The 23585-nt window shown below is 66.2% G+C and carries 18 protein-coding genes; 5 read left to right on the top strand and 13 right to left on the bottom strand.

The window, feature by feature from the left end; all coding sequences use genetic code 11:
• Nucleotides 1-139: 139 nt before the first annotated feature.
• Nucleotides 140-832, bottom strand: coding sequence for a GNAT family N-acetyltransferase (locus BWQ93_RS19160; protein WP_232314676.1), 693 nt, complete (start codon nt 830-832; stop codon nt 140-142).
• Nucleotides 833-925: 93 nt separating this feature from the next.
• Here BWQ93_RS19160 and BWQ93_RS19155 point away from each other — a divergent pair, with 93 nt between their 5' ends.
• Nucleotides 926-2191, top strand: a complete 1266-nt coding sequence (locus BWQ93_RS19155; RefSeq protein ID WP_077031875.1) for a hypothetical protein — start codon at nt 926-928, stop codon at nt 2189-2191.
• A gap of 237 nt (nt 2192-2428) precedes the next feature.
• Nucleotides 2429-6502 carry a calcium-binding protein gene (locus BWQ93_RS20985; RefSeq protein WP_156878301.1) on the top strand — a complete coding sequence of 1358 codons (4074 nt, stop codon included), beginning with the start codon at nt 2429-2431 and terminating at the stop codon, nt 6500-6502.
• A 30-nt stretch (nt 6503-6532) separates the two neighbouring features.
• Here the strand turns inward: BWQ93_RS20985 and lepA are convergent, their stop codons facing one another.
• The 6 genes from lepA to BWQ93_RS20980 form a co-directional block, all read right to left on the bottom strand.
• On the bottom strand, nt 6533-8356 hold the full coding sequence (gene lepA / locus BWQ93_RS19145; protein ID WP_077031874.1) for a translation elongation factor 4: 1824 nt from the start codon (nt 8354-8356) through the stop codon (nt 6533-6535).
• Nucleotides 8357-8693: 337 nt separating this feature from the next.
• On the bottom strand, nt 8694-11243 hold the full coding sequence (locus BWQ93_RS19140; protein ID WP_077031873.1) for a DEAD/DEAH box helicase: 2550 nt from the start codon (nt 11241-11243) through the stop codon (nt 8694-8696).
• Entirely contained in the window at nt 11233-12903 is a 1671-nt protein-coding gene (locus tag BWQ93_RS19135; RefSeq protein WP_077031872.1) for a site-specific DNA-methyltransferase, read from the bottom strand. The genes BWQ93_RS19140 and BWQ93_RS19135 overlap by 11 nt, the downstream gene beginning before the upstream one ends.
• 71 nt (nt 12904-12974) lie before the next feature.
• A complete protein-coding gene (locus BWQ93_RS19130) occupies nt 12975-13859 on the bottom strand; it encodes a hypothetical protein (RefSeq protein ID WP_077031871.1) in 885 nt (294 codons plus the stop codon).
• Entirely contained in the window at nt 13847-14833 is a 987-nt protein-coding gene (locus BWQ93_RS19125; protein ID WP_156878300.1) for a HEAT repeat domain-containing protein, read from the bottom strand. Before BWQ93_RS19125 ends, BWQ93_RS19130 begins: the two co-directional genes overlap by 13 nt.
• Nucleotides 14834-14882: 49 nt before the next feature.
• The gene (locus tag BWQ93_RS20980) at nt 14883-15029 is read right to left on the bottom strand and encodes a hypothetical protein (RefSeq protein ID WP_156878299.1); all 147 of its coding nucleotides are present in this window, start codon (nt 15027-15029) and stop codon (nt 14883-14885) included.
• A gap of 169 nt (nt 15030-15198) precedes the next feature.
• On the opposite strand from BWQ93_RS20980, the gene BWQ93_RS19120 reads away from it, so the two are divergent.
• Nucleotides 15199-16149 (top strand): beta-propeller fold lactonase family protein, encoded by a 951-nt coding sequence (locus BWQ93_RS19120; RefSeq protein WP_077031869.1) that lies wholly within the window; start codon nt 15199-15201, stop codon nt 16147-16149.
• Here the strand turns inward: BWQ93_RS19120 and BWQ93_RS19115 are convergent.
• From BWQ93_RS19115 to argH, 5 genes are all read right to left on the bottom strand, one after another.
• Entirely contained in the window at nt 16146-17306 is a 1161-nt protein-coding gene (locus BWQ93_RS19115) for an aminotransferase (RefSeq protein WP_077031868.1), read from the bottom strand. The two genes, BWQ93_RS19120 and BWQ93_RS19115, sit on opposite strands and share 4 nt — an antisense overlap.
• Entirely contained in the window at nt 17303-18073 is a 771-nt protein-coding gene (locus BWQ93_RS19110; RefSeq protein ID WP_077031867.1) for a precorrin-2 dehydrogenase/sirohydrochlorin ferrochelatase family protein, read from the bottom strand. Before BWQ93_RS19110 ends, BWQ93_RS19115 begins: the two co-directional genes overlap by 4 nt.
• A 2-nt stretch (nt 18074-18075) precedes the next feature.
• The gene (gene lysA, locus BWQ93_RS19105) at nt 18076-19335 is read right to left on the bottom strand and encodes a diaminopimelate decarboxylase (RefSeq protein WP_077031866.1); all 1260 of its coding nucleotides are present in this window, start codon (nt 19333-19335) and stop codon (nt 18076-18078) included.
• A 135-nt stretch (nt 19336-19470) separates the two neighbouring features.
• On the bottom strand, nt 19471-19734 hold the full coding sequence (locus tag BWQ93_RS19100; protein WP_077031865.1) for a hypothetical protein: 264 nt from the start codon (nt 19732-19734) through the stop codon (nt 19471-19473).
• Nucleotides 19731-21104 (bottom strand): argininosuccinate lyase, encoded by a 1374-nt coding sequence (gene argH / locus BWQ93_RS19095; RefSeq protein WP_077031864.1) that lies wholly within the window; start codon nt 21102-21104, stop codon nt 19731-19733. The genes BWQ93_RS19100 and argH overlap by 4 nt, the downstream gene beginning before the upstream one ends.
• A 190-nt stretch (nt 21105-21294) precedes the next feature.
• Here argH and BWQ93_RS19090 point away from each other — a divergent pair, with 190 nt between their 5' ends.
• The gene (locus BWQ93_RS19090) at nt 21295-21729 is read left to right on the top strand and encodes a TlpA family protein disulfide reductase (protein WP_335694113.1); all 435 of its coding nucleotides are present in this window, start codon (nt 21295-21297) and stop codon (nt 21727-21729) included.
• Here BWQ93_RS19090 and BWQ93_RS19085 read toward each other — a convergent pair.
• Nucleotides 21726-22445: an IclR family transcriptional regulator gene (locus BWQ93_RS19085; protein ID WP_198040427.1), complete on the bottom strand. Its 720-nt coding sequence runs from the start codon at nt 22443-22445 to the stop codon at nt 21726-21728. The two genes, BWQ93_RS19090 and BWQ93_RS19085, sit on opposite strands and share 4 nt — an antisense overlap.
• A 109-nt stretch (nt 22446-22554) precedes the next feature.
• Here BWQ93_RS19085 and BWQ93_RS19080 point away from each other — a divergent pair, with 109 nt between their 5' ends.
• Entirely contained in the window at nt 22555-23469 is a 915-nt protein-coding gene (locus BWQ93_RS19080) for an SDR family NAD(P)-dependent oxidoreductase (protein WP_443029352.1), read from the top strand.
• The last annotated feature ends 116 nt before the right edge of the window (nt 23470-23585 follow it).

Raw genomic sequence — 23585 nt, 5'->3', positions numbered from 1 at the left:
AAAGCTGACACGCTTTCAATTCCAATTCACCCCGAAAAGGCGTATGACGACTCGCGACACAGGGTGGGGCGACAGCGCGACCATGCGTCACGGCCTGACGCGGCGCGGTACGCGACCCAGCCGCGCGGCGGCAGGCCGTCTAGCCCCCCGTTCCGCCCCCAAGCGCCGCGAACACATCCTGCACCCCTTGCGCCTCCGTATCCGCGCGCAGCGCCGCCAGCGCCGCCGCCACGTCGATCCGGTAATCCGCCACCCCCGCGCTCGCCCCTGTCCATTCCGCGCCCAGCGCCTTGACCAGTCGCTTCGCCGCGGCATTCTCGGTCAGCATATGCACCTCCAGCGTGCCCAGCCCCTCGGCGCGGCACTGGATCAGCAGCGCCGCGGTCATCATCCGCGCCAGCCCCAGCCCCTGGAAATCGTCGAGCACCGCGACCGAATATTCGCCCACCGGCCCGTCGGGACGCGCGCGCACCGCATGCACCGCGCCGATCGCCGGCGTCCCCTCGCATTCGGTGCACAGCGCCCCCCACGCGATATGGTCGTGCCCGTCGACATCGACCAGCCGCGCGATCACCGGCTCGGGCAGCGCCGGCGCGGGCGAGAAAAAGCGCAGGTAGCGCGCCTCGGCCGACAAGGTCGCGATCCCCTGCCGCAGCAGCGGCGCATCGCCCGGCGTGATCGTGCGCAGGCACACCGCGGTGCCGTCGGCCAGCCGGCTGTGCACGGCAATATCGCCGAGCGCGCGCTGCCCTCGCTCCACCATCGCCGCCTCTCCTGCCGCGCCTTCGCCCGCAGGATAGGGCGCCGCAACCGCGCTGGCAATCGCGCCCACGCGCCCCGCCGCACCCACCGCTACGGAAAAACGCTTTCCTAAAATATTCCAATATGGTTCGCTGCAACGACTCGATGAACCAAAGGAGCCTTTATGAAGCAGGAAATCCTCCCGCCCCTCCCTGCACCCCCGGCAAACGAGCCCATCGACGATCCCGCGATCGACCCCGACAACCTCCCCGAAGAGCTCGAATTCACCCCCGTCGAACAGCTTACCAAGCGCTGGTCGGGCATTTCGGCGCACAAGCAGCGGCTGTTCATCGCGCATCTGCTCGGCACCGGCGCGGTGAGCATGGCGGCAAAGGCCGCGGGCCACACGACCTCGGCCTTTTACCAGCTGCGCAAGCGCGCCGGCGCCGCCAGCTTCGCCGCGGCGTGGGACAAGGCGGTCGAGGCGGGCGCGCGCCGCGTCGCCGACCTGCTCATGGAATATGCCATCTACGGCGTCCCCGAAACCTGGTCGAGCCAGGGCCGCGCCACCATGGAACGGCGGCGCCCGCATCTCCGCGCGATGCAGCATATCGTCGGCGCGCATCTGCCCGAAAGCCTCGCCGGCACGCTTGCCGACGGCGTGCCGTCGACCGCCGTCCCGCACGGCGTGCGCCGGCTCAAGGACCGCTGGCGCAAGGAATGGGAAGCCGAACGCCAGGCCGAGGAGCCCGAGCGCCGCCTCGAATACAACCGCAAGGAAGCGGCGCAGGCGACCGAGGCCGACGACAATCTTCGCAACATCCGCACCTTCTACCAGCGCGCGATTTCGCACGACCCCGTCAAGCGCGCCGCCTGGGACCTGCTCACCGGCCCCGGCACCGACTGGGACGCGGTCCGCGCCGCCGACGCCTATCGGAACCCGCAGAAGCACGAATGGCATATGTACCACCCCGACATCGTCATCCCGCTCGCCGCCGGCGCGGGCCTGATCGATATCGAGGACGAGGGAGGCGGCGACCTGACGCACGCCGAATGGCACCCGCCCGCGGACGACCCCGACGGCAGCCGCGGCGACAGCGACGAAATCTGGTTCGCCCGCTACGCCGATCATATCGTCGAGGGCGAGCTAGGCGAGAGCGACCCCGACGGCGAGGCGATCACCCACGGCGACGCCCGCCTCGCCGCCAAGACGCTGCGCGACCGCGCCGAGGCCTGGCAGCAGGCGCGCCCGCCGGTCCTCGACCGCCCCTGCGGCCTGCCCCGCGACGTCCATATGTGGGGCGGCCCCACCCTCACCGAACGCGACCGCACCCGCCGCCGAGCCGAGCGCGACATCGAACGCCTCGAACGCGAATATGCCGCCGCCTACAGCGAGGAAAGCTGGGCGGCGTGGAAGGGGGGAGAGGCTGGTGGCGAGGAGGACGCTTGAGCGGCGGCCGTAGCGGAAGCGTGAGCGAAGGGGTTTGGAGCGACGGGAGCAGCGACGGCGACCCCGGCGCTGCACCGCCTGGGCGGGCGTCGCCCCGAACCGGACCGATTTACACCTTGGTTTGACTCGCGGCCTTTGCCGAAACCACCGACGATCATCGCGCCCGATGTGGTCACTTTGCCGATTACCTTAACTGTGCAATGAACTGGGCTGTCTTTGGAAAGTGGGGTTCCGCAGATGCTGTTTGTCGACTCGGGTTCGTTTGTTCCGGCTGGATATATTCTTCCGGGAACCCCGTCATTCGCAACGATCGCGGGACTTCTGAAAGGGCTGATCAGCAAGATCGAGCTGGACAATAGCGGTGCGCAGAAAATATTCGATATCGTTGTCGAAGGCTTGCCTGACACCCCGGCATCGCGAGCACGCGTTCAGCTGGAATTCAATCCCGACGGCAGCCGAAGCGCCACGCTCACGGTCAACAATTCCAGCGTGACGCTGGTCGACAGATTTGTCGATGTTGCAAATGAAAATTTCGCCGATGCATTGATGGCGGCGCTGCTGCTGCCTCGCGTCGTGGCATTGTTTCCGGCTATCGGCGCGAGCTTCGCCGTCATCGAATTTATTCCCGCCGCGATCGCGATAACGGCTTTCGCAGTCGGCTTTCTAGTCGTCGGGAACACGCTCGTTGCGCAGGAATTCAGCCTGCTGTTGGACGAGCCCCGCCGGGCTGTCTTCTACCGCGACGGCGAGCCAACGGATTTTGGGGTGTATGTTCCTGACGGAAGCCGCGAGACCGACGCGAACATCATATCGTTCTTTCTCCGTCAGGCATCACTCGCCAATGGATTCGAATCGGGGTGGTTAAACGGCAATCGGATCGTGATCGGAAGCGTCTACACGCTTATTCCTGATCGCGCCGCCTATGATATCTACAACCTCGACCGGTTCGAGCATTTCCTGAACCTGACGGGATCGACGGTCGCCCAAATGAGCGCGCTTAACGGCGACAAAGAATTGCGCCTCGTCACGGTCAACGGCGTCGGAACGGCGGAGCCGCGGCACTATCTGTTTCAGGATGTCGATGCGTCGTTGACCTGGAATATTGCGGTCCCGTTCGGCGACAACCGGATTACGGTCCGAATCGACAATGCCTATGATGTCGATTCACAGGGCAGGCATCGTTATTTCGGCCGCGGCGACCTGCCCGGGGGCAACATGCCGGGGATGCCCAGCGGAGAGACGGTGCTGATCACCAGCCTGTCGGATTCGATAATCACCGGTTTTGAAAACAAGGCTAATGTAATCGTCGCCAACGATGTGGAAAGCTTCCTGTTCGGCGGAAATTACGCGGACATCCTTCTGGGCAGCCGGCATCGTGACCAAATCCATGGCGGCGCCGGCGCGGACCGGATCGACGGTGCCGGTGGGGATGACCTCATTCGCGGCGCCACGGACGGCGACGTGGTCTACGGGGGCGCAGGCTTCGACACGTGGGATTATGATACGACCTCGTCCGGGTTGACGTTCGGGATCGACACAGACAGGATCACGGTTACCCAACAATTTGACCCGGGCCGCAATTCAACCGGTTACCAGATAGAAAGACTGGTCGGCGGGGCGTCAGCCGATCATTTCATCGTGACTGGACCGCGGAGCACCGCGATCACAATTGCGGGCGTTGACGCGCAAGACACGCTCACGATCGACGGCCTTGCCATTACCGGAAGAGCTGTCGATGCCGTGACCGGTCGCGGCATTTACAATCTGGGCTCGATGCAATTGAGCCTCGGCGCCGACGGCGCGCTGACAATCGATGGCCGGGTCCGGATCGAACGTTTCCAAGATGGCATGTTCGGCCTTTCGCTGGGCACCGGGCCATTGCTTGCGCGTCCGGACACACGTCTCGACGCCTCCGATTTCACGCCCTATTATGGCCGATTGTTCGCCACTCCTGGCGGCGGCTTCGGTTTTGCCGCCGACGCGGCAGGTGCCGCCTATATCATGCATTTCGGTCCCAACGGTCTGGCGGATTCGCCGACGATCCGCATTCCGCAGATCGGCTCCATCATTCAAATCGTGCCCAGCGCCCTGGCGATGGCCGACGGCACCGTTTATGTTGTTTGGCAAGATATCGTGAACGCCAGCTGGGCGCTGATGGGCCAGCATGTCGCAGCGGACGGCAGCCCGATAGGGCAGGCGCAGCAGATCGGAACGGGCTATTATGCTATCCCTCCCGGTGTTGCGCAGTCATCGGATGGGCTTATCTTCATTGCAACGCGGGCGATGGGGGACACTACCGGCTATCTGCGGACATACGACCCCACAACAGACACACTCGGCGCCACGCAGACGATCAACAACAGCCGCGACGCAATTTCGCTGACGGCGCTGTCCAATGGCAATATTCTTGCCACTTGGGGTGACGCCGCAGTTTTTGGACAGATTTTCAGACCGAACGGACAATCGAACGGGGGGTGGTTCCAGCTGAATTCCCAGCCCTCAGGCCCTGCTTCTAACCCCGTGACCGCCGCCACTTCGACCGGTTTCGTCGTCGCTTGGCTCGACACGAACGCCGGATCGGGATCCAATGGAACGGGAATCCGCATTGGATGGTTCGGCGCCGACGGAACTCCGATAGGTGATACGAAAATAGCCAGCACTGGCAGTATCAACTGGGTCTTTTCGCCCCCGCCCGCCATCGCCGTTCTAGCGGATAGCACCGTCGTGGTCGCATGGACGCAGGCAACTTATATCGGCGACAATCCCGGCGGGGATATGTACGACTATAATTACGATATCGTGGCACGCCTCTATTCCGCAAGCGGTGTCGCGATCGGCAGCGAGTTCGTCGTCAACCATAATGTGGATGGCTCGCAGGCGGGTCCTACGATCGCGGCTTTGGCGAACGGAGGTTTCGCGATCGGGTGGGGTCACCAAATACTCGGTGGCATTCACGGTGCAGGGAGTGGATTGCCATCGGGTCATTATGTGCGCATTTTCGACGGGAACGGAAATGCCGTCGCCGCCGGAACGGAAATCAACGGGACGCCCTTGGCTGACCGCCTCTTCGGCACCGATGGGGGTGACGTCATTAACGGAAGAGCCGGTGCAGATCATATGCTCGGCGGTCTTGGCGATGACCGCTATGTGATCGATGGCCAAGCCGATCTCGTTTTTGAAAAGCCCGGCGAAGGGGTCGATACAATCATCTCCTCGTCAGGATTTTACCTTTACGCCAATGTCGAAAATCTAAGTCTCGCAAGCAGGTCCGGCGACATCTTCGGCGTCGGCAACGAGCTCGCCAATGTCATGACCGGCAATGAAGGCGCCAATCTTTTGCTGGGGGGCAAAGGGGACGACAGCATTCGGGGCGGCGCTGGCATCGATATCCTTTATGGCGAAATGGGCGACGACCAGCTGTTTGGCGATGCAGACAACGACTTTCTTGCCGGCGGCGCGGGTAATGACATGCTCGACGGCGGCGCAGGGGGAGATAGTCTGTACGGCGAAGCCGGGGACGACCACCTGATTGGCGGTTCCGATTTTGTGTTCGACCGGCTGGTCGGCGGTGACGGCAACGACATTCTTCGGGGTGACAGCGGGCTGGGCGACTATGATCATCTTTATGGCGACGCCGGAGACGACGCCTTCTACGTCGATACCGGGGACGATCTGACCTTCGAGCAGCCTGGAGGGGGCAACGACACCGTCTATGCGGACGTGGCAGGTGCGAACAATGGCGTCTATCTCTACGCCAATATCGAAAATCTCGTCCTGCTGGGCTCGACCAGCTTCGGCGTTGGCAACGGTCTCGGCAACCGCATGACCGGGAACGCGGCCCCCAATTGGCTGCTGGGCGGCGCGGGAGACGACATCATCAACGGCAGACAGGGCAATGACGTACTATTTGGAGAAGCTGGCCGGGACGTCTTCATATTCGAACAAGGAACCGGCGGGGACGTAATTGGCGATTTCCTTGTGGGCACCGACCGGATCGATCTCAGCAGCCTGGGCTTCACGACATTTTCCGGTGTGCAGGCCGCTATGCATCAGCATGGCAATGATCTTGCGATTGATCTCGGCAGAGGCGATCTGATCATCTTGCTGGGCGTGTCCTCAGGACAATTGCGCGCGGGCGATTTCATTCTCGCGGCTTCGGCCTCGTTGGCCGACCACCTCGACTCGAGCTCGAAAATGCTGGATGCGATCACGAATCCGCTCGCACCGCTCCCGCTCGACCAAAATGCGTGGCCACCCGATCCCGACCTCATCCAAGGCAGTTCGAAGGGAGAAACCTCGCTCTATTTCTAAACCACGTGGCGCGGGCGGCGTCTGCGCGCGTCAGGCATCATCCCCCATCCGCAGCGCCGCGATGAACGCCTCCTGCGGGATGTTCACATTGCCATATTCGCGCATCCGCTTCTTGCCCTCTTTCTGCTTTTCGAGGAGCTTCTTCTTGCGGGTCGCGTCGCCGCCGTAGCATTTGGCGGTCACGTCCTTGCGCAGCGCCGCGATGGTTTCGCGGGCGATCACCTTGCCGCCGATCGCGGCCTGGATCGGGATCTTGAACATGTGGCGCGGGATCAGGTCCTTCAGCCGCTCGCACATGCCGCGGCCGCGGGTTTCGGCGGTGCCGCGGTGGACGATCATGCTCAGCGCGTCGACCGGCTCGTTGTTGACGAGGATGCTCATCTTGACGAGGTCGCCGGGGCGGTGGCCGATCTGGTGATAATCGAAGCTCGCATAACCGCGGCTGATGCTCTTCAACCGGTCGTAGAAATCGAACACCACCTCGTTGAGCGGCAGTTCATAGGTGATCTGCGCGCGGCCGCCCACATAGGTCAGGTTCTTCTGGATGCCGCGGCGGTCCTGGCACAGCTTCAGGATCGGGCCGAGATAATCGTCGGGCACATAAATCACCGCCTCGATCCACGGCTCCTGGATCTCGTCGATGCGGTTGGGGTCGGGCATGTCGGCGGGGTTGTGGAGCTCGATCTCCTTCGCCGCTTCATTCTTGGTGTGGCCGAGCTTGAGCTTATACACCACCGACGGTGCGGTGGTGATCAGGTCGAGGTCGTACTCGCGGGAGAGCCGCTCTTGGATGATCTCGAGGTGCAAGAGGCCGAGGAAGCCGCAGCGGAAGCCGAAACCGAGCGCCGCGCTGCTCTCCATCTCGAAGCTGAAGCTCGCGTCGTTGAGCCGCAGCTTCTGGATGCTCTCACGGAGCTTCTCGAAGTCATTGGCGTCGGTCGGGAAAAGGCCGCAGAAGACGACCGGCTGGACCTCCTTGAACCCGGGCAGCGCCGCCGCGGCGGGTTTCTTGGCGTCGGTGACGGTGTCGCCGACGCGCGCCTGCGCGACGTCCTTGATCTGCGCGGTGATGAAGCCGATCTCGCCCGCGCCGAGCTCGGTCAATTCTTCGCGCTTCGGCGTGAAACAGCCGACGCGGTCGATCAGATGGGTGGTGCCCGCCTGCATGAACTTGATCTGCTGGCCCTTTTTCAGCGTGCCGTCGACGACGCGGATCAGGATGACGACACCGAGATAGGGGTCGTACCAACTGTCGACGAGCATTGCGACGAGCGGCGCGGTCGCGTCGCCCTTCGGCGGCGGGATGCGCGTGACGATCGCCTCGAGCGCTTCCTCGATCCCGATGCCGGCCTTCGCCGATGCGAGCACCGCGTCGTCGGCGGGCAGGCCGATGATGTCCTCGATCTCGGCCTTCACCTTGTCGACGTCGGCCGCGGGCAGGTCGATCTTGTTGATCACCGGCACGATCTCATGGTCGTGCTCGATCGACTGATAGACGTTGGCGAGCGTCTGCGCCTCGACCCCCTGCGCCGCGTCGACGACGAGCAGCGCGCCCTCGCACGCCGCGAGCGACCGCGACACTTCATAGGCGAAGTCGACATGCCCGGGCGTGTCCATCAGGTTGAGCTGATAGGTCTCGCCGTCATGCGCCTTGTAGGAGAGGCGCACGGTCTGCGCCTTGATGGTGATCCCGCGCTCCTTCTCGATGTCCATGTTATCGAGCACCTGCGCCGACATCTCGCGCGCGGTGAGGCCGCCGGTGAACTGGATCAGCCGGTCGGCGAGCGTGGATTTCCCGTGATCGATGTGCGCGATGATGGAGAAGTTACGGATATGCGAGAGAGGCGTTGTCATGCGGGGCGCGTTAGCAGCCGAAAGCCACGCTGTCAGCAAGGCTCTTAAAGCCTCAAAAGCCCCGCATGCGCGTGCCGGATTTGTGTCCCCTTCGACCAGCTCAGGACAGGCTTTGTGGCTTTAGCGAGCCAAAGTTCAGGAAAGTTCAGCCTTGTGACGCCTGTTATTTGCGGTGCTTTTTCCGTGTCGGTCGGTTGAGGGGCGGGTTTTGTCGGCGGCGACGGTCAGCAATGGTCGGCCCCGCGATGGCGGGACGGAGGGCGGGATCGACAGACTCAAAGAACGAAAGAGGAACATGGCATAGCAGAACTTATTAGGAAAGGGGTTTTTGCGCTGTTCAGGCCATCGCCTGCCCCAATTTCGTTCTCCAGTCGGCCTCCTGCATCAGCATGCGGAAGCGAATGCTGTCCGCCGCATCGTCGAGCAGATCGACTTCGCCCGGCGCGGGCTTCACATAGGCATCTTCGAGCAAGGCCATCAAGTCGCGCTTGAACGCCGTGTCGAGATTATCGAGTTGCTTGCCCTTGGTTTCCAATACCATCAGTCGTTGCCGGTCCCCATCGAGCCGGAGAAGGAAATCGGGATAGACTTTGTGCCGGCGCCACCCCTGCACGCCCCATGCGCCGCGCGAGGCAAGACGCCACCACCAGGCAATCGCGTCGCTGCCGTCGAGGTAGAGCGCGACGTCGCGTTCAAAACCGTTGAGTTCGCCCTGCTTAATGCCGTCTAGATAGAGCGTCCGGCCAAGAATGTGGCCGTCGTCATCGACCTCGTATAAATCCTTGCCTCGCCGGAACTCGACATCCACCCACGACGGCATATCCCAGTCGGCCTTGCTACCCGTCAACTTGAACGCGATCGTGCCGTCAGCCAGTTTCGCTTCGAACGCAGTGCGCGCCAGGCCATCGATCTTGGCTTCGAGTTCGGTGCGCATCGAATCGAGCAGGTCGAGCCGGCCCTTGGCAATCTCGCCCTCTTCGATACCGCGCGCCCGCAATGCTGCGAGCCCCTCATCCAGGAGGCGAATACCGATCCACGGATTGGGAACGAGACCGAGAAGACGCCGCGCGAGGTCGGGCCGGTCGATCGTGTTCGCAAGCTCTTCGCGCACGACGGCGCCGTGCCGTTCGATCGTTTCGGCGGTGCCATAATCGAAGCTCGCGTGCGCGCGCCGCGAGCCGGCGGCGTCGAGGTCGAGCGCCGCACCGCCGTCGTAATGCAGGGCATCCCAATCCAGCGCACCGAGAATATCGGCGTCGAAATCGAGCGCCCGGCGTCCGCCCTTGCCGTCGTCGTGCGTGACGCTCGGGATCAGGATGCGGTCGTCCCTGAAGGCATCGCGCCGGTCGGCGCGGCGGATTTCGGCCACCACCTCGTCGCCTGCGCGGACGGAGGATTTGATATCGCCCATGCCCTCTTCGTCGAGGCCCTTGCGCACGCCCTCGACGGCATCCTTCACCGACAGGTCGGAACAGAAGACCCACGCGCTGTCGAGATCGTCGACCCCGGTGCGCTTCGCGCCCGGCTGGCGCAAGACGCGCCCGATCATCTGGGTGAGCGCGGTTTTCGCCTGCGTCTTCGACAAGAGCGCGAGCACATAGGCAAAGGGACAGTCCCAGCCTTCGCGCAGCGCATCCTTGGTGATGATGACGCGCACCTGACTGGTTTCGTCCATCAGCGTGTCGTCGAGTTCCTTTTCGCTCGCGGTCTGAACCTTGATCCAGTCGGCCTGTACACCGGGCAGGCCGAGCAGTTCCTGCCGCACATCCTCGGTGTGGATATGGACGCCGTCGCGCTGGTCCTTGCCGGTGCGTTCGACACGGATGAGCAGGATCGGGCGAATGAAGCGGTCGGTGCGGTCGTGATGCTCGCGCGCCTCTGCCTCCAGTTCTGCGCGCTTGTCGAGCGCGGCCTTGAGCGTGTCCTTCCACTGCGCCTTTTCGTCGGAGACAAGCTGGATCGGCAGCTTGATCATTTCGGCGTCGCGCAGCCGCCGTCCACCGACCTTGACGAGAATGTTCGACTGTTCGCGGTCGGGCGTCGCGGTGAGTTCGAGCAGAAAGCGCGGGTTCATGCCGCCGAGCGTCCGGCGCGCCGTCTCGCTATAGGCCCGGTGGCCTTCGTCGAGGACGATCAGCGGACGCACCAGACGGAGCGTATTGCCGAGGCTCTGTTTGATCGAACCGGGCGTTCCGTCGGCAAGGTCGTTGGTTTCGAGATTGGGAATGCGCGCAAGCAAGACCTGCGTCGCAGTCAGATCGTCGGCGTCGGGATAGAAGGTCGCATAATTGCCGCTGTCACGGAACACCTTCAGCGTTTCCTTGTCACGGCGGCCCGCCGACTGGAGCATCAGCGTCATGACGACAAGGCCATGTTCGACGTCGGCACGGGTGAAGTCGTTCGCCTTTTCGGCGAGCTTGACCCGTCCGCCGCTCGCGACCTCGAGCGCCTGCCGCACCGCGCTGCCGCGGTCGCGGAGCTGCGCGCGCGTCTGTTTGTAGATCGCGTCGGACGGCATGACCCAGAGGACGAAGCCGGTCATCGCCCCGTCAAGCCTTGACAGGATGCGGCCGACAGCGTGGCCGGCGATCAGCGTCTTGCCCGACCCGGTGGGCAGATTGAGACAGACGTGCGGCACCTGCGCGCCGTGCCCGTCGGGCAGGTCGCGCCATGGGTCGGGCGAGACGGCGACATTCTGTTCCTGCGCCTTTTTCCATGCCGACACGGCGGGGTCGACCTGTCCCTCCATCAGCTTCTCGCGCAGCGCCTCCGGCGCGTTGGCGATGAAGGCGCGCGTGGCGGCATCTTCAGCGCGCTCGGCCGCAAGCAGCGCGACGAAGGCGTCGAGCTTGCCCAGCGTTTCGAGCTGATACGCCTTAAGCCGCATCGACGCCCGCCACGCCCTCGGTCCCGTCGCCCAATATGCGATGCACCGAATAGGGCAATTGGCAGAAGGTGATGCCGAGATCGGTCAGCGCGCGCTGACCCATCAGCTTGCCCGCAGCGAAGACCAGCACGGGCCTGTCCCCGTCCGCCTTTGCGGCTTCCGCGATATGTTCGGCGGTGGTGAGGTCGAGCATCGCGTCGTTCGAGCGCATCCATTTGGGATCGGCGCGATAGAGGAGGTGGAGGCGGTAGGGGCCGGCATGGCCAGCAAAACCGTCGCCCCCCTCTCCGCCCGCATCGGCGGCACGTGCAAGCGTTTCGCCGGTCGCGGTGTAGGCGACATAGCGCGCGACCTGGTCCCACGACGGCGCCTTGCCGTCCTCGGCAAAGAAGCGTTCCATGTCCATCGGCTCGCCTAGCTCGCAATAAGTGAAACTGCCGCCCAGCCCTTCCTTGAGCGCGTTATCCTTCGCGCCGGGCACGCCCCTGATCACGCGGCGGACGCGCTCGGCGGTCAGCGTGTCGGCATAATCCTCGGTCTCGACGAGAATGAATTTGCGGGTGCCACCATCAGCCTTGTTGAGCGCTAGGACAGCGTGCGCGGTGGTGCCAGAGCCCGCGAATGAGTCGAGAACCACAGATTGTTTGCTTCCCGCCTGCTCTAGCAGCGTTGCTACCAGCCGGCTGGGTTTAGGAAAATCGAACGAACGATCTGGAATAATCAGTCTCGATTCCGCGGTCCCGTCCGAGGTAAAGATGCTATCAATAATTGACGGAAACGTCGAGAATTCCCTGCTCATTTCGTTTCGAAACTTCTTTTCGCGCGGTCGCCCTTCGGGGGTTGACGGAAACAGAACACGACCTTCCACGATCATTTGAGCCATGCGTTCTGAATTGTAACGCCAACCAGTTTGTATAGGCGGACTGAAGGCATTACCTGTGGCGGGGTCGCGAATATCGAAATGAAGATTGGGCCGCTGTTCAGGTGTAGCAAGTCCGAGCAAACTTCGGCTCATCCAAGCACCACGAGGATCACGGTCCGGATTTGAGAATTTAGTCTCATCCCGTTCGACTCCCCGCAGTTCGGCAACGTCTGCCGATCCAAACACCAGAATATACTCGTGGTCGTTCGACACACCCGATTTGGCGCGTGCATCGACAAACTTCCTACTTTTCCAAACGAGCTCTACAACAAGGTGGAATCCTATCTCCTCCGCAATGCATCGCAATCTGTGGACTTCTTTGTCATCAATGCTGACAAAAATCATGCCGCCTGTGCTCAACAACTCCCGTAACAACTGCAACCGCGGCCACATCATGCACAGCCATTTGTCGTGGCGTTCCATATCATCGGCGTCGACGGTCTTGCCGAGCCACGCTTTGAGCTGTGGCGCGTTTACATTGTCGTTATAGGCCCAGCCTTCGTTGCCGGTGTTGTACGGCGGGTCTATATAGATGACGTCGACCTTGCCCGCGTAACGCGGGAGCAGCGCCTTCAGCGCCTCCAGATTGTCGCCGTGGATGATCAGGTTGCCGTCGAGGCCCGGCGCCTGTCCGTCCGCCGCCACGCTCTTGCCCGCATCGACGACTAGCTCGCGGAAGGGCACCGATAGATGGTGCGAATAGACAAATGGCTTACCCTTGAAATCAAGCGTGGGCACGCTTCACTCCTCCCGCGACATGGTCCGCATCCTTGGCGGATGCCGCGGCGGGGTGCAACAGGGGGGCACCGCTAAATCGCCAGCCACCTCCCGCAATCATCCCTGACCCGCGCATCGCTATCGCATAGCCCGCGTTCCAGCACCGCCGCCCGGCCCGCGCCCTGTTCCACCGCCGCCAGCGCCGCAATCGCGTTGGCGCGGACGCGGGGGACCGGGTGGGCCTTCGCGAAATGGTCGGCGACGTCCTTGCCCTCTTCGGTCAGGTGGACGGCGCAGCGGAGGAGCATTTCGGTCGGGGTGATCGTCGGGCGGCGGGCGATCGTGCCGCTGTCCAGGTCGACGATATATTGGTCGCGCCAAGGGAGGTGCTCGCCCTCGTCCATGATGTTGAGGCTGACCGAGAGGCTTTCCGGCGGGCGCTGGCTGTGGATGTCGCGGTGGGCGCGGTAGAGCATCGTCTTGCCTTCGCCGAGCTGGCTGCGCTCGACGAATTTCAGATTTAACGACTCTTCGACGCGGCCGTCGACGGCTTCGGGGTCATAGTCGTAATAGTCGCTGACATAGCCCGGACCCCAATAGCCGGTGGTGAGGAAGCTGAAATTATGATCGTGCGGCAGGCCGTAGGCGAAGGCCGCGCCGCCGCTGGCCATATAGGACGCGTCAGTGGCGGCGGGCCAGAGGTTGGCGCGAAGGAAATGGCCGCGCGGGCTGCCGTGGAGGAGGAATACCTGTGCCGAATAGCGGCTGAGGACGAGCTGGTTGGCGAAGCTGGCCTTGAGTTCGGCGACGATATGGTCGGCGAGGAAGTCGCGGTTCTGCGCGAGCCCGGCGAGGAGCGCGGCAGCGTGGGCGAGGCTGGCTTCGTCGGAGAGGTCGACGGCGCTTTCGTCGAGGCGCGCGATGACTTCCTCGAGGTCGAGCGCGGGCCCGGGGGGCGGGTCGATCAGGCGGGGCATGGCTCGGCCTTCGGCGCGGCGAAGAGCGCCAGCGTCGCGGCGGCGGCGGCGCGGACCTCGGGGTGCGGGTCGTGCGCCGCCATCCGGACGAGGCGCGGGTGCGCAGCGGCGGGGTCGAGCGCGATGAGGTCGCGCATCGCGGCCCAGCGGGCGGCGAAATCCTCGCCATGCGTGGCGGTGAGGAAGAGCGGCGCGGCGGTGCGGCGCTCCATCGCGGCGAGCAGCGCGAGCGCCATCTGGCGAAAGCTGCTGTCGCGGCGCGACGCGGCGACATGGATCAGGCGCCCGCTCGCGATATCGTGCGCGCGCACCGGCAGCGGCGACGGCGGGCGGACCGAAAGGTCGAGGAGCAGGACGTCGCCGCGCGCGCGAGAGAGGGTGAAGGCGGTGCGCGTGGTGTCGAGGTCGAGGAGCTCGCGGTCACGCAGCGGGCGCGGCGGGTCGCTGGTGCAAGGTGCGGCGCCGGCCGCGGTGAAGGCGCCAGCTTCCTCGGCGTCCGAGAGCGCGACATGGTGAAGCGCGAAGCTGGCGCTGCCGGCGGCGAGGACGCGGATCGCGGCGCGGCCGGGGACGAAGAGCGCGGTCGTCGGCGGCGCGCCTGCGACCTCGAAGGGCCAGAGCTGAAGCGAGAGGCGGACTGTGCCGCGCTCGGCGAGGATCAGCCCGCCGGGTGCTCCGCCGCTGCCGACGAGGGGCAGCGGCGGGCGCGCGAAGGGGTCGGCGGCGAGCAAGGCGAGCGCGGCGGCGAGGCGCGCATCGAGCCAGCGCGTGTCGGCGAGCCAGGAGCGCAGATGCGCGATCGCGTGGGCGGGATCGACGGCGGCGATCGCATCGGCGGCGGCCATTGCGGCGGCGAGGCCCGCGGGGCGCTTATCCTCGCTGCGCCAGCGCGCCGCGAGGCCGGCCTCGGCGGCGCGCATCGCACGGCAGCGCGCGGCGTCGGTGCGCGGATAATGGTCGTGCCGGGATCGCATCGCTGGCGCGCGGCGCGGGCACGGCGCCGGGCCGCACCCGCGCGGCGGATCAGTCGTTGATGATCAGAATGACGGTGACCGATATCTCGAAGATCGAGGGGCCCTGCGTCGCGCTGGGCGCGACGAGCGAGCCGAACAGCCCGACTGCCGTGTCGAGCAAGGGCAAGGCGTCGAGGTCGATGGACGGCAAATTCATGTTTCCCTCCCCAGGGTAGCGCGGCGCGCATCGGCCGCGGGGAGAGCGTGCGGAGCGCGGGGCGCCGATACCAATGAACTTATCGTAATCTTGCCATGTCGCTCGTCGAACGGCGGTTGCCCTGGCGAGGGCGTCCCATAAACTGCGCGCCTGTTCCCAGGAGACGATCATGAACCGCGCCGCCACCTTCCTGTCGATCCTGCTGCTCGCCGTGCCGCCGGTCGCGGCCGAGACCTTGCTGATCGGCAACAAGGGCGAGGATACGCTGAGCCTGGTCGCGCTCGACACCGGCGCCGAGGTCGCGCGGCTGCCGACGGGCAAGATGCCGCACGAGATCGCGGTGTCGCCCGACGGCAGGCAGGCCGCGGTAGTCGCTTATGGCGGGACGACGATCGACGTGTTCGATGTGGCGGCCAAGACCAAGCTGAAGACGATCGACATCAGCCCCAACCAGCGGCCGCACGGGTTGCTCTGGCTCAGCGACGGGCGGCTGGTCGCGACCGCCGAGGGCAGCCAGTCGGTCGCGGTGATCGCGCCGGGCGGCGCGGTGACCTCGATCGCGACGGGGCAGCAGGGCACGCATATGGTCGTCGTCGCGCCCGACAACCGCACCGCCTACACCGCCAATATCGGATCGGGCACGGTGAGCGTGCTCGACCTGAAAGACGCGAAGAAGCTGCGTGACATCACTATCGGCGGCAAGCCCGAGGGGCTGGCGCTGGCGAAGGGCGGGCGCGAATTGTGGGTCGGCGACCTCGCGGCGCCGCGCGTGTCGGTGTGGGACACCGCGAGCGGCGAGAAGCTAGCAGAACATGCCGTCGACCCCGTGGCGATCCGCGTGCTCGCGAGCCCCGACGGCAAGCTGATCGCGGCGAGCAATATCGCGGCGGGGACGATCGGCCTGTTCAACGCCGAGACGCGCGCGCCGCTGAAGACGATCACCGTCTCGGGCGAGCAGGCGAAGGGACAGGTGACCCTGTTGTTCAGCGCCGATTCGAAGCTTCTCTATGCCGCCGAGACGGGGCACGACAAGGTCGCCGAGATCGACGTCGCGAGCGGCAGGGTGCTGCGCCGCCTGCCCGCGGGCAAGAATGGCGACGGGCTGGCGATCGCGCCCTAGAGCGTATCGCGAAAGGCGGCGAGACGCGCGACGGCTTCGTCGAGGGTTGCGTGGTCCTTGGCGAAGCAGAGGCGCAGGATGTGGCGCGGGGCGTCGCCTTCGAACAGCGCCGACACCGGGATCGACGCGACCCCGGCCTCGCGCACCGCACGCTCAGCGAAGTCGCGGTCGGCGAGCGTAATCCCCGAGGCAGCGAGATCGATGCAGAGGAACCAGGTCGCGGCGTTCGGAAGCACGACGAAGCCGGCGCGTTCGAGCGCCTGGGCGAGGTGCTGGCGTGCCGCGGCCCAGCCCGCGCGCTGGTCGGCGAACCAGGCGTCGGGTTTGGCGAGGCCTTCGGCGACCGCCCATTGCAGCGCGGGGGGCGTGGTGAAGGTCAGGAACTGGTGCGCGCGACCGAGCGCCTGTGCCATGTCGGGCGCGGCGGCGAACCAGCCGACCTTCCAGCCGGAGAGGCCGAAGATCTTGCCCGCCGAGCCGATCTTGACTGTGCGGCGTTCCATGCCGGGCATCGCGAGCAGCGAGCGATGCGCCACGCCGTCGAAGCGGACATCCTCCCACACCTCGTCGCAGATCGCGATGAGGTCGTGGCGCTGGCAGAGGTCGGCGAGCATCGCCAGTTCGGTCTCGCTCGCCACCGTGCCCGCGGGGTTGAGCGGGTCGTTGAGCATCAGCAGCCGCGTGCGCGGGGTGATCGCGGCGGCGATCCGGTCGGCGTCGTAGCGCCAGCCGGGCGGGCTCAGCGGTACCGAGACCGGGACCCCGCCGGCGCGGCGTATCATCGGGGCGTAGCTGTCGTAGGCGGGCTGGAAGAGGGGCACCTCGTCGCCCGGATGGACGAGCGCGAGGATCGCCGCGGCGAGTGCCTCGGTCGCGCCCGAGGTGACCACCACCTGCTCGCGCGTCAGGACCAGCCCCTGCCGCCGCGCATAGAAGCCGGCGATGGCATCGCGCAGTTCGGGCAGGCCGAGAGCCGGCGGATATTGGTGCGACTTTTCGGCGAGCGCGCGCGTGGCGGCCGCGACCATGTCGGGGTGCGGCGGGCCGTCGGGGAAGCCCTGCCCGAGGTTGATCGCGCCATGCGCGCGGGCGAGCCCCGACATATGCTCGAAGATCGTCGGCGCCATCGCCGCGTAGATGGGATGGACCCGGGTCATGCCGCGGGCGGTGCGAGCCAGAGCGACAGGCCCGGCGGCGGATCGGCGGGCGGCGCGTCGGCGCGGTGGCGCATGGCGTCGGCGCGCGCGCGGTCGAGGATCGCCGCGGGGATCGACGCCGGGTGGAAGACGTGGTCGGCCTCGCCTAGCAGCCGCGCGGCGCGGAGGGTGAGATCGTCGGGGTCGAAGCTCGCCAGCGCGATCGTTTCGAGGCGCGAGGGCCGGGTCGCGGCATCGGCGGCGAGCCAGTCGCTCACGCGATCGGGCGCGCCGTCGTCGAGCGGGTCGAGCGTGCCCCCGAAGGCCAGCGCGGCATCGATCGCGCGGCGGCGGTCGGCGGCCGCGGGCCAGCGCGCCTTCATCGCCGCGCGCGCCGCGTAGAGCGCCGACGCCAGCGCGCCGAGCCGCGCGGGGAGCAGCGCCTCGATGCGCTGGCGCACCGCCTTGGCGAGCCCCGCCGACGCGCCGCCGGTGCCGATCGCGATGGTGACCGGCGCGCGGTCGACGATCGCCGGGGTGGTGAAATCGCAGAGGTCGGGGCGGTCGACGACGTTGACGAGCAGGCCGCGGGCGCGAAGGTCGGCGGCCGCCGCCTCGGCGCCGTCATCGAGCGCGACGAAGGCGAGGCTCGCGCCTTCCTCCCATACGGGGACGATGCGCCCGCCTGCGCGTTCGATCAGCCGCGCCTTGGCCTCGGCGGCTTCCCCCTCCCCGACCAGCACGACCGTGCGGCCGGCGAGGTTCAGGAAGATGGGAAGCTGCTCCATCGTCAGTCGATCCAGTCGGGCACACGCTCGGCGGCCATGATCGTGCCCGCGGCGATGCGGTCGGCGACGACGGCATAGCGGTCGCCGTCGACGAGCACCTCGGGGACCAGGCTGCGGCTGTTGTAGGTCGACGCCATCGTCGCGCCATAGGCGCCCGCGGTGCGGAACACCGCGAGGTCGCCGGGCATGACCTTGTCGGTCACCCGGTCGCGCGCGAAGGTATCGCCGGTCTCGCACACCGGGCCGACGATCGACGCGGTCATCGTCTCGCCCGTCGGGGTCACCGACACAAAGTCGTGGTACGCATCGTAGAGCGCCGGGCGCGCGAGGTCGTTCATCGCGGCATCGACGATCACGAAGGGGTTGGCCGCGCCGGGCTTGACCCACAGCACCTCGGTCAGGAGCACGCCGGTGTTGCCCGCGATCACGCGGCCGGGCTCGAACATCAAGGTGACGTCCCACTCCTTGGTGACCCGCGCCACCATCGCGCCATATTCGGCGGGCGACGGCGGATTGTCCTCGGCCTTGTACGGCACGCCGAGCCCGCCGCCGAGATCGACATGGGTGATGCTGTGCCCCGCCGCGCGCAGGTCGGCGACAAGCTGGCCTACGCGCTCGAACGCCGCCTCGAGCGGATCGAGGCTGGTGAGCTGGCTGCCGATGTGCACCGCGATGCCGCGCATGTTGAGACCCGGCAGCGCCGCAAGGCGGCCGAAGATTTCGGGTGCGACGTCGATGCCGACGCCGAACTTGTTCTCGGCCTTGCCGGTCGAAATCTTGGCGTGAGTGCCCGCATCGACGTCGGGATTGACGCGCAGCACCGCAGGCGCGGTCATTTCCTTGCGCAGCGCGATTTCGGCGAGCGCGACGCCCTCGGGCTCATGCTCGATGTTGAACTGGCCGATGCCGCGGTCGAGCCCCTGCGCGAGTTCGGCGCGCGTCTTGCCGACCCCCGAAAAGACGACGTCCTCGGCCGCCATGCCCGCGGCGAGCGCGCGTTCGAGCTCGCCACCCGAGACGACGTCGGCGCCATAGCCCTGCCGCGCGAGCACGCGCAGCACGCCGAGATTGGGGTTGCACTTGATCGCGAAGGCGAGGTGCTTCTTCGGCACATCCTTCAGCCCGTCGCGGAACGCCTGCGCATGGCGCTCGAGCGCCCTGCGCGAATAGACATAGACGGGGGTGCCGATGTCCTCGGCGATACGGGGCAGCGGAATATCTTCGGCGTGCATGACGCCGTCACGAATGTCGAAATGATTCACAATCAAATCCTAGTCTCTTTAAAGCCGTTCGCCCTGAGCCTGTCGAAGGGCCGCCCTTTCCTTTTGCCGGTTCAAGAAGAACGGTGCTTCGACAAGCTCAGCACGAACGGAAAAGAGGGGCCGCTTCGAGCCCGATCAGCCCGGAGGCGGCAGGTCGAAGTCGTCGGGTTCGCGTTGCTCGGAGCGTTTGAGAAGTTCGTCGCTGCGCGCTGGCTTGGCCTGCGCGTCAGGCGTCGTAAGCTCCTCCGTGGTCGGCGCGCGCTTGGCGCCGAGGGGCAATGGCGCGGGCGGGTCGCCCGCGATCGGCTTCAAATCTTCCTTCTTGCCGCACGCGCCGAGCGCGCCGGTGAGCAGCGCGCCGCCGAGGGCGATCAGGACAAGGTGGCGCGTCGCGTTCATCGTTCCTCCAGCGCGGCGCGGGCCGCGGCAATGGCCTGCCTTACCCGTTCGGGCGCGGTGCCGCCATAGCTTGTTCGGCTGGCGACCGATGCCTCGACGGTCAGCGCAGCGAGCGCCGCGGGGGTCACCGCGGCGTGGATCGCGGCGGCTTCCGCCGGCGGCAGCGCCGACAGCTCAACGCCGAGCTCTTCGGATCGTTTCACGCAGGCGCCGACGATATGATGCGCGTCGCGGAACGGCACCCCCGCCTCGCGCACCAGCCAGTCGGCGAGGTCGGTCGCGGTCGAGAAGCCCGAGGCGGCGAGCGCGCGCATGCGGTCGGTGCGGAAGACCAAAGTTTCGACCATGCCGGTCATCGCGGCGAGCGATAGCGCGAGCGCGTCGAAGGCGCCGAAGACCGTTTCCTTGTCGTCCTGCAGATCCTTCGAGTAAGTAAGCGGCAGGCCCTTCACGATCACGGCGAGGCGCTGGAAGGCGCCGAGCAGCAGACCCGCGCGCCCGCGCACCAGTTCGGCGGCGTCGGGGTTGCGCTTTTGCGGCATGATCGAGCTGCCGGTCGACCAGGCGTCGGGCAATTGCACGAAGCCGAAGGGCTGGCTGGCCCAGATCACCACTTCCTCGGCGAGGCGCGACAGGTGGATCGCGGCGATCGACGCCGAGGCACAAAATTCGAGCGCGAAGTCGCGGTCCGACACCGCGTCGATGCTGTTCGCCATCGGGCGGTCGAAACCCAGCGCCGCGGCGGTGGCGGCGCGGTCGAGCGGGAAGCTGGTTCCCGCGAGCGCCGCGGCGCCGAGCGGCGATTCGTTGAGGCGCTTCGCCGCATCGGCAAAGCGGCCGCGGTCGCGCGCGAACATCTCGACATAGGCGAGTAGGTGATGCCCGAGCGTCACCGGCTGCGCGACCTGGAGATGCGTGAAGCCGGGCATGATGCTGTCCGCATGCTCCTCGGCGCGCGCGAGCAAGGCGGTCTGGATCGCCTTCAGCCCCCCGTCGATGCGGGTGCAGGCGGTGCGCACCCACAGGCGGAAATCGGTCGCGACCTGGTCGTTGCGCGAGCGCGCGGTGTGGAGCCGCCCGGCAGGCTCGCCGATGATCTCCTTGAGCCGCGATTCGACGGTCATGTGGATGTCTTCGAGCGCGAGGTCGACCGGCACGCCGTTCGCCGCGAACTCCTCGGCGATCTGCGCGAGGCCGGCGTCGATCTTCGCGGCGTCGTCGGCGGAGATGATCCCCGCGGCGCCGATCATCGCGGCATGCGCGCGGCTCGCGGCGATATCTTCTTCCCACAGGCGCTTATCGACCGGGATCGACGCGTTTATCTCTTGCATGATCGCCGCGGGACCGGCACCGAAGCGGCCGCCCCACATGCTGTTGCTGTTCGGAGAATCCGCCATCCGCCGCGTCCCAAGCCTCTATTCGTTGATTCCGGCGCTGCTGCTGGCCGGATCGATCGCGGGCTGCGATAGGCAAAAGGCTGGCGGGGAGCAACCCGGGGCCGGCCAAGCAAATATTTCGGCTTCCGAAGCCAAGGCGGGGGTCGAGACCTTCAAGCATCAGGTGATCCGCACCGAAGCGGGCAAGCCCGTGCCCACGGCAAGCTTCACTGGACCCGACGATGCGCCGGTGACGCTGGCGGCGTTTCGCGGCAAGGCGTTGCTGGTCAATCTGTGGGCGACCTGGTGCGCGCCGTGCGTCGCCGAGATGCCGACGCTCGACAAGCTGGCTGCGGCGCAGAAGGACAGACTGGCGGTGGTCGCGGTCGCGCAGGATTTGCAGGGCGCGGCGGTGGTCGATCCGTGGTTCGCCAAGGCGAAGCTCGCGGCGCTCGAGCCCTATCTCGATCCCGACAACCACCTGCTCGACGTCTATAACAGCGCGCTGCCGACGAGCATCCTCTACGACGCCGAAGGGCGCGAAGTGTGGCGCGTGATCGGCGCGATCGACTGGGAGGGCGCGGAAGCGAAGGCGCTGCTGGGCGAAGCGGGGTTCTAACCCTCGACCGACGCCGCCAGCTCGACGAGCGCCCGGCCGAGTGCCGCGACCTCGGCGGCGCCGCGCGATCCCGCGAAGAAGCTCGCCGAGGCGCAATATTCGGCGCCGCGGCCCGGCACCACCGCGGCGAGCGTCCAGATGCCGATATGGGTATGCCCCTCGTCGAGCGCATAGCCCGCCTGCGCGGCGAGCCCAACCTGCGCGGCATAATCGGCGAAGCTGACCGGCTTCTCCCAGCGCACGCCGGCAAAGCGTCGCGCTATCTCCGCCTCGTCCACTGTCTGCGCCGCGGCGATCGCGCGCCCGACCGCGCCTCCGCCGAGCGGCTGGCGCTGCCCCTGCGCGAGGTGGATGCGCAGCACCGCATTGCTCTCGGCGTGCGCGACGAGTTGCAGCCGGTCCTTCGCAGCGACCTGCCACAGCCCCGCGGTCACGCCATGCTCCTGCGCAAAGCGCGTCATCAGCGGACGCAGCCGGTCGATCATCCGCCGCGCATCGCCGTCGCGCAGCAGCCCCGAGCGCGCCCAGCCGTCGGCGAGGCGGTAACGCTTGCCCGGCGCCTCGCGCACCACCGCGCCCTCGGCGACGAGCGTGCCGAGCAGGTTGAAGCATGAGGAGGCGCCGAGCCCGAGCGCGCGGCCGATGTCGGACAAGCTCATCGGGTCGCGCTCGGCGAGCAGGCGCAGCACCGCAAAGGCCTGCGATACCGATCTCACTTCCCCCGCCATGCGCGACCTTTTCACAAATATAAAAACGATATTCTTTATATTGAATATCGCGAAAAGCTCAACTAGCCGGATCGCAATTCATCCGAGGGAGAGTCGCATGGGCATGCTGGACGGCAAGGTGGTCGCGGTGACGGGCGCGGGACGCGGCGTCGGGCGCGAAATCGCATTGCTCTGCGCCAGGGAAGGCGCGGCGGTCGTCGTCAACGATCTGGGCGGCAGCGCCGAGGGCGAAGGCGCCGATCTCAGCCCCGCACAGGAAACCGTGAACGACATCAAGGCCGCCGGCGGCAAGGCGCTGGCGAACGGCGCCAGCGTCTCGGACCCCAAGGGCGCGGCGAGCATCATCGAGGATGCGGTGCAGAGCTTCGGCCGCATCGACGCGGTGGTTAACAACGCCGGCATCCTGCGCGACCGCATCTGGCACAAGATGAGCCACGAGGATTGGAACGCGGTGATCGACGTGCACCTCAACGGCTGCTTCAACGTGTCGAAGGCGGCGACGCCCTATTTTCGCGACCAGCAGTCGGGCAGCTTCATCCATTTCACCTCGACCAGCGGGCTGATCGGCAATTTCGGGCAGGCCAATTATTCGGCGGCGAAGCTGGGCATCGTCGGGCTGTCGCAGTCGATCGCGCTCGACATGGCGCGCGCCGGGGTGCGCTCGAACTGCATCGCGCCCTTCGCATGGAGCCGCCTGATCGCGACGATCCCCGCGACCAACGAGGCCGAAGCGCTGCGCATCGAGCGCATGAAGACGATGACCGCCGACAAGATTGCGCCTTTGGTGGCCTTCCTTGCGAGCGACGCGTCGCAGGAAGTGTCGAACCAGGTGTTCGGGGTGCGCAAGAACGAGATTTTCCTGTTTTCCAAGCCGCGGCCGATCCGGTCGATGCAGAAGAGCGAAGGCTGGACTGCGCAGGCGATCGCCGAGGAGATGCTGCCGGCATTTCGGGGGAGCTTTGCCGATCCGGCCGAACGGTCGGGGGATGTGTTCGGTTATGATCCGATTTGAGAAAATCCTCCCCGCTTGCGGGGAGGTGGCAGACGCGAAGCGGCTGACGGAGGGGGCTGTCGTGGCCCGCCAACGTCGCTCAAGGACGCAGCCCCCCCCCACCACCGCTTCGCGGC

The sequence above is a fragment of the Sphingopyxis sp. QXT-31 genome (genome assembly GCF_001984035.1).
In the GTDB taxonomy this organism is placed as follows: domain Bacteria; phylum Pseudomonadota; class Alphaproteobacteria; order Sphingomonadales; family Sphingomonadaceae; genus Sphingopyxis.
Note: the sequence above shows the minus strand (reverse complement) of the source record. Positions and strands in the feature narration are given on the sequence as shown.

Coding starts and splice junctions, on each gene's coding strand:
- BWQ93_RS19155 (WP_077031875.1), top strand. CDS start 926: ATGAAGCAGGAAATCCTCCCGCCCCTCCCTGCACCCCCGGCAAACGAG.
- BWQ93_RS20985 (WP_156878301.1), top strand. CDS start 2,429: ATGCTGTTTGTCGACTCGGGTTCGTTTGTTCCGGCTGGATATATTCTT.
- lepA (WP_077031874.1), bottom strand. CDS start 8,356: ATGACAACGCCTCTCTCGCATATCCGTAACTTCTCCATCATCGCGCAC.
- BWQ93_RS19140 (WP_077031873.1), bottom strand. CDS start 11,243: ATGCGGCTTAAGGCGTATCAGCTCGAAACGCTGGGCAAGCTCGACGCC.
- BWQ93_RS19130 (WP_077031871.1), bottom strand. CDS start 13,859: ATGCCCCGCCTGATCGACCCGCCCCCCGGGCCCGCGCTCGACCTCGAG.
- BWQ93_RS19125 (WP_156878300.1), bottom strand. CDS start 14,833: ATGCGATCCCGGCACGACCATTATCCGCGCACCGACGCCGCGCGCTGC.
- BWQ93_RS20980 (WP_156878299.1), bottom strand. CDS start 15,029: ATGAATTTGCCGTCCATCGACCTCGACGCCTTGCCCTTGCTCGACACG.
- BWQ93_RS19120 (WP_077031869.1), top strand. CDS start 15,199: ATGAACCGCGCCGCCACCTTCCTGTCGATCCTGCTGCTCGCCGTGCCG.
- BWQ93_RS19115 (WP_077031868.1), bottom strand. CDS start 17,306: ATGACCCGGGTCCATCCCATCTACGCGGCGATGGCGCCGACGATCTTC.
- BWQ93_RS19110 (WP_077031867.1), bottom strand. CDS start 18,073: ATGGAGCAGCTTCCCATCTTCCTGAACCTCGCCGGCCGCACGGTCGTG.
- BWQ93_RS19100 (WP_077031865.1), bottom strand. CDS start 19,734: ATGAACGCGACGCGCCACCTTGTCCTGATCGCCCTCGGCGGCGCGCTG.
- argH (WP_077031864.1), bottom strand. CDS start 21,104: ATGTGGGGCGGCCGCTTCGGTGCCGGTCCCGCGGCGATCATGCAAGAG.
- BWQ93_RS19080 (WP_443029352.1), top strand. CDS start 22,555: ATGGGCATGCTGGACGGCAAGGTGGTCGCGGTGACGGGCGCGGGACGC.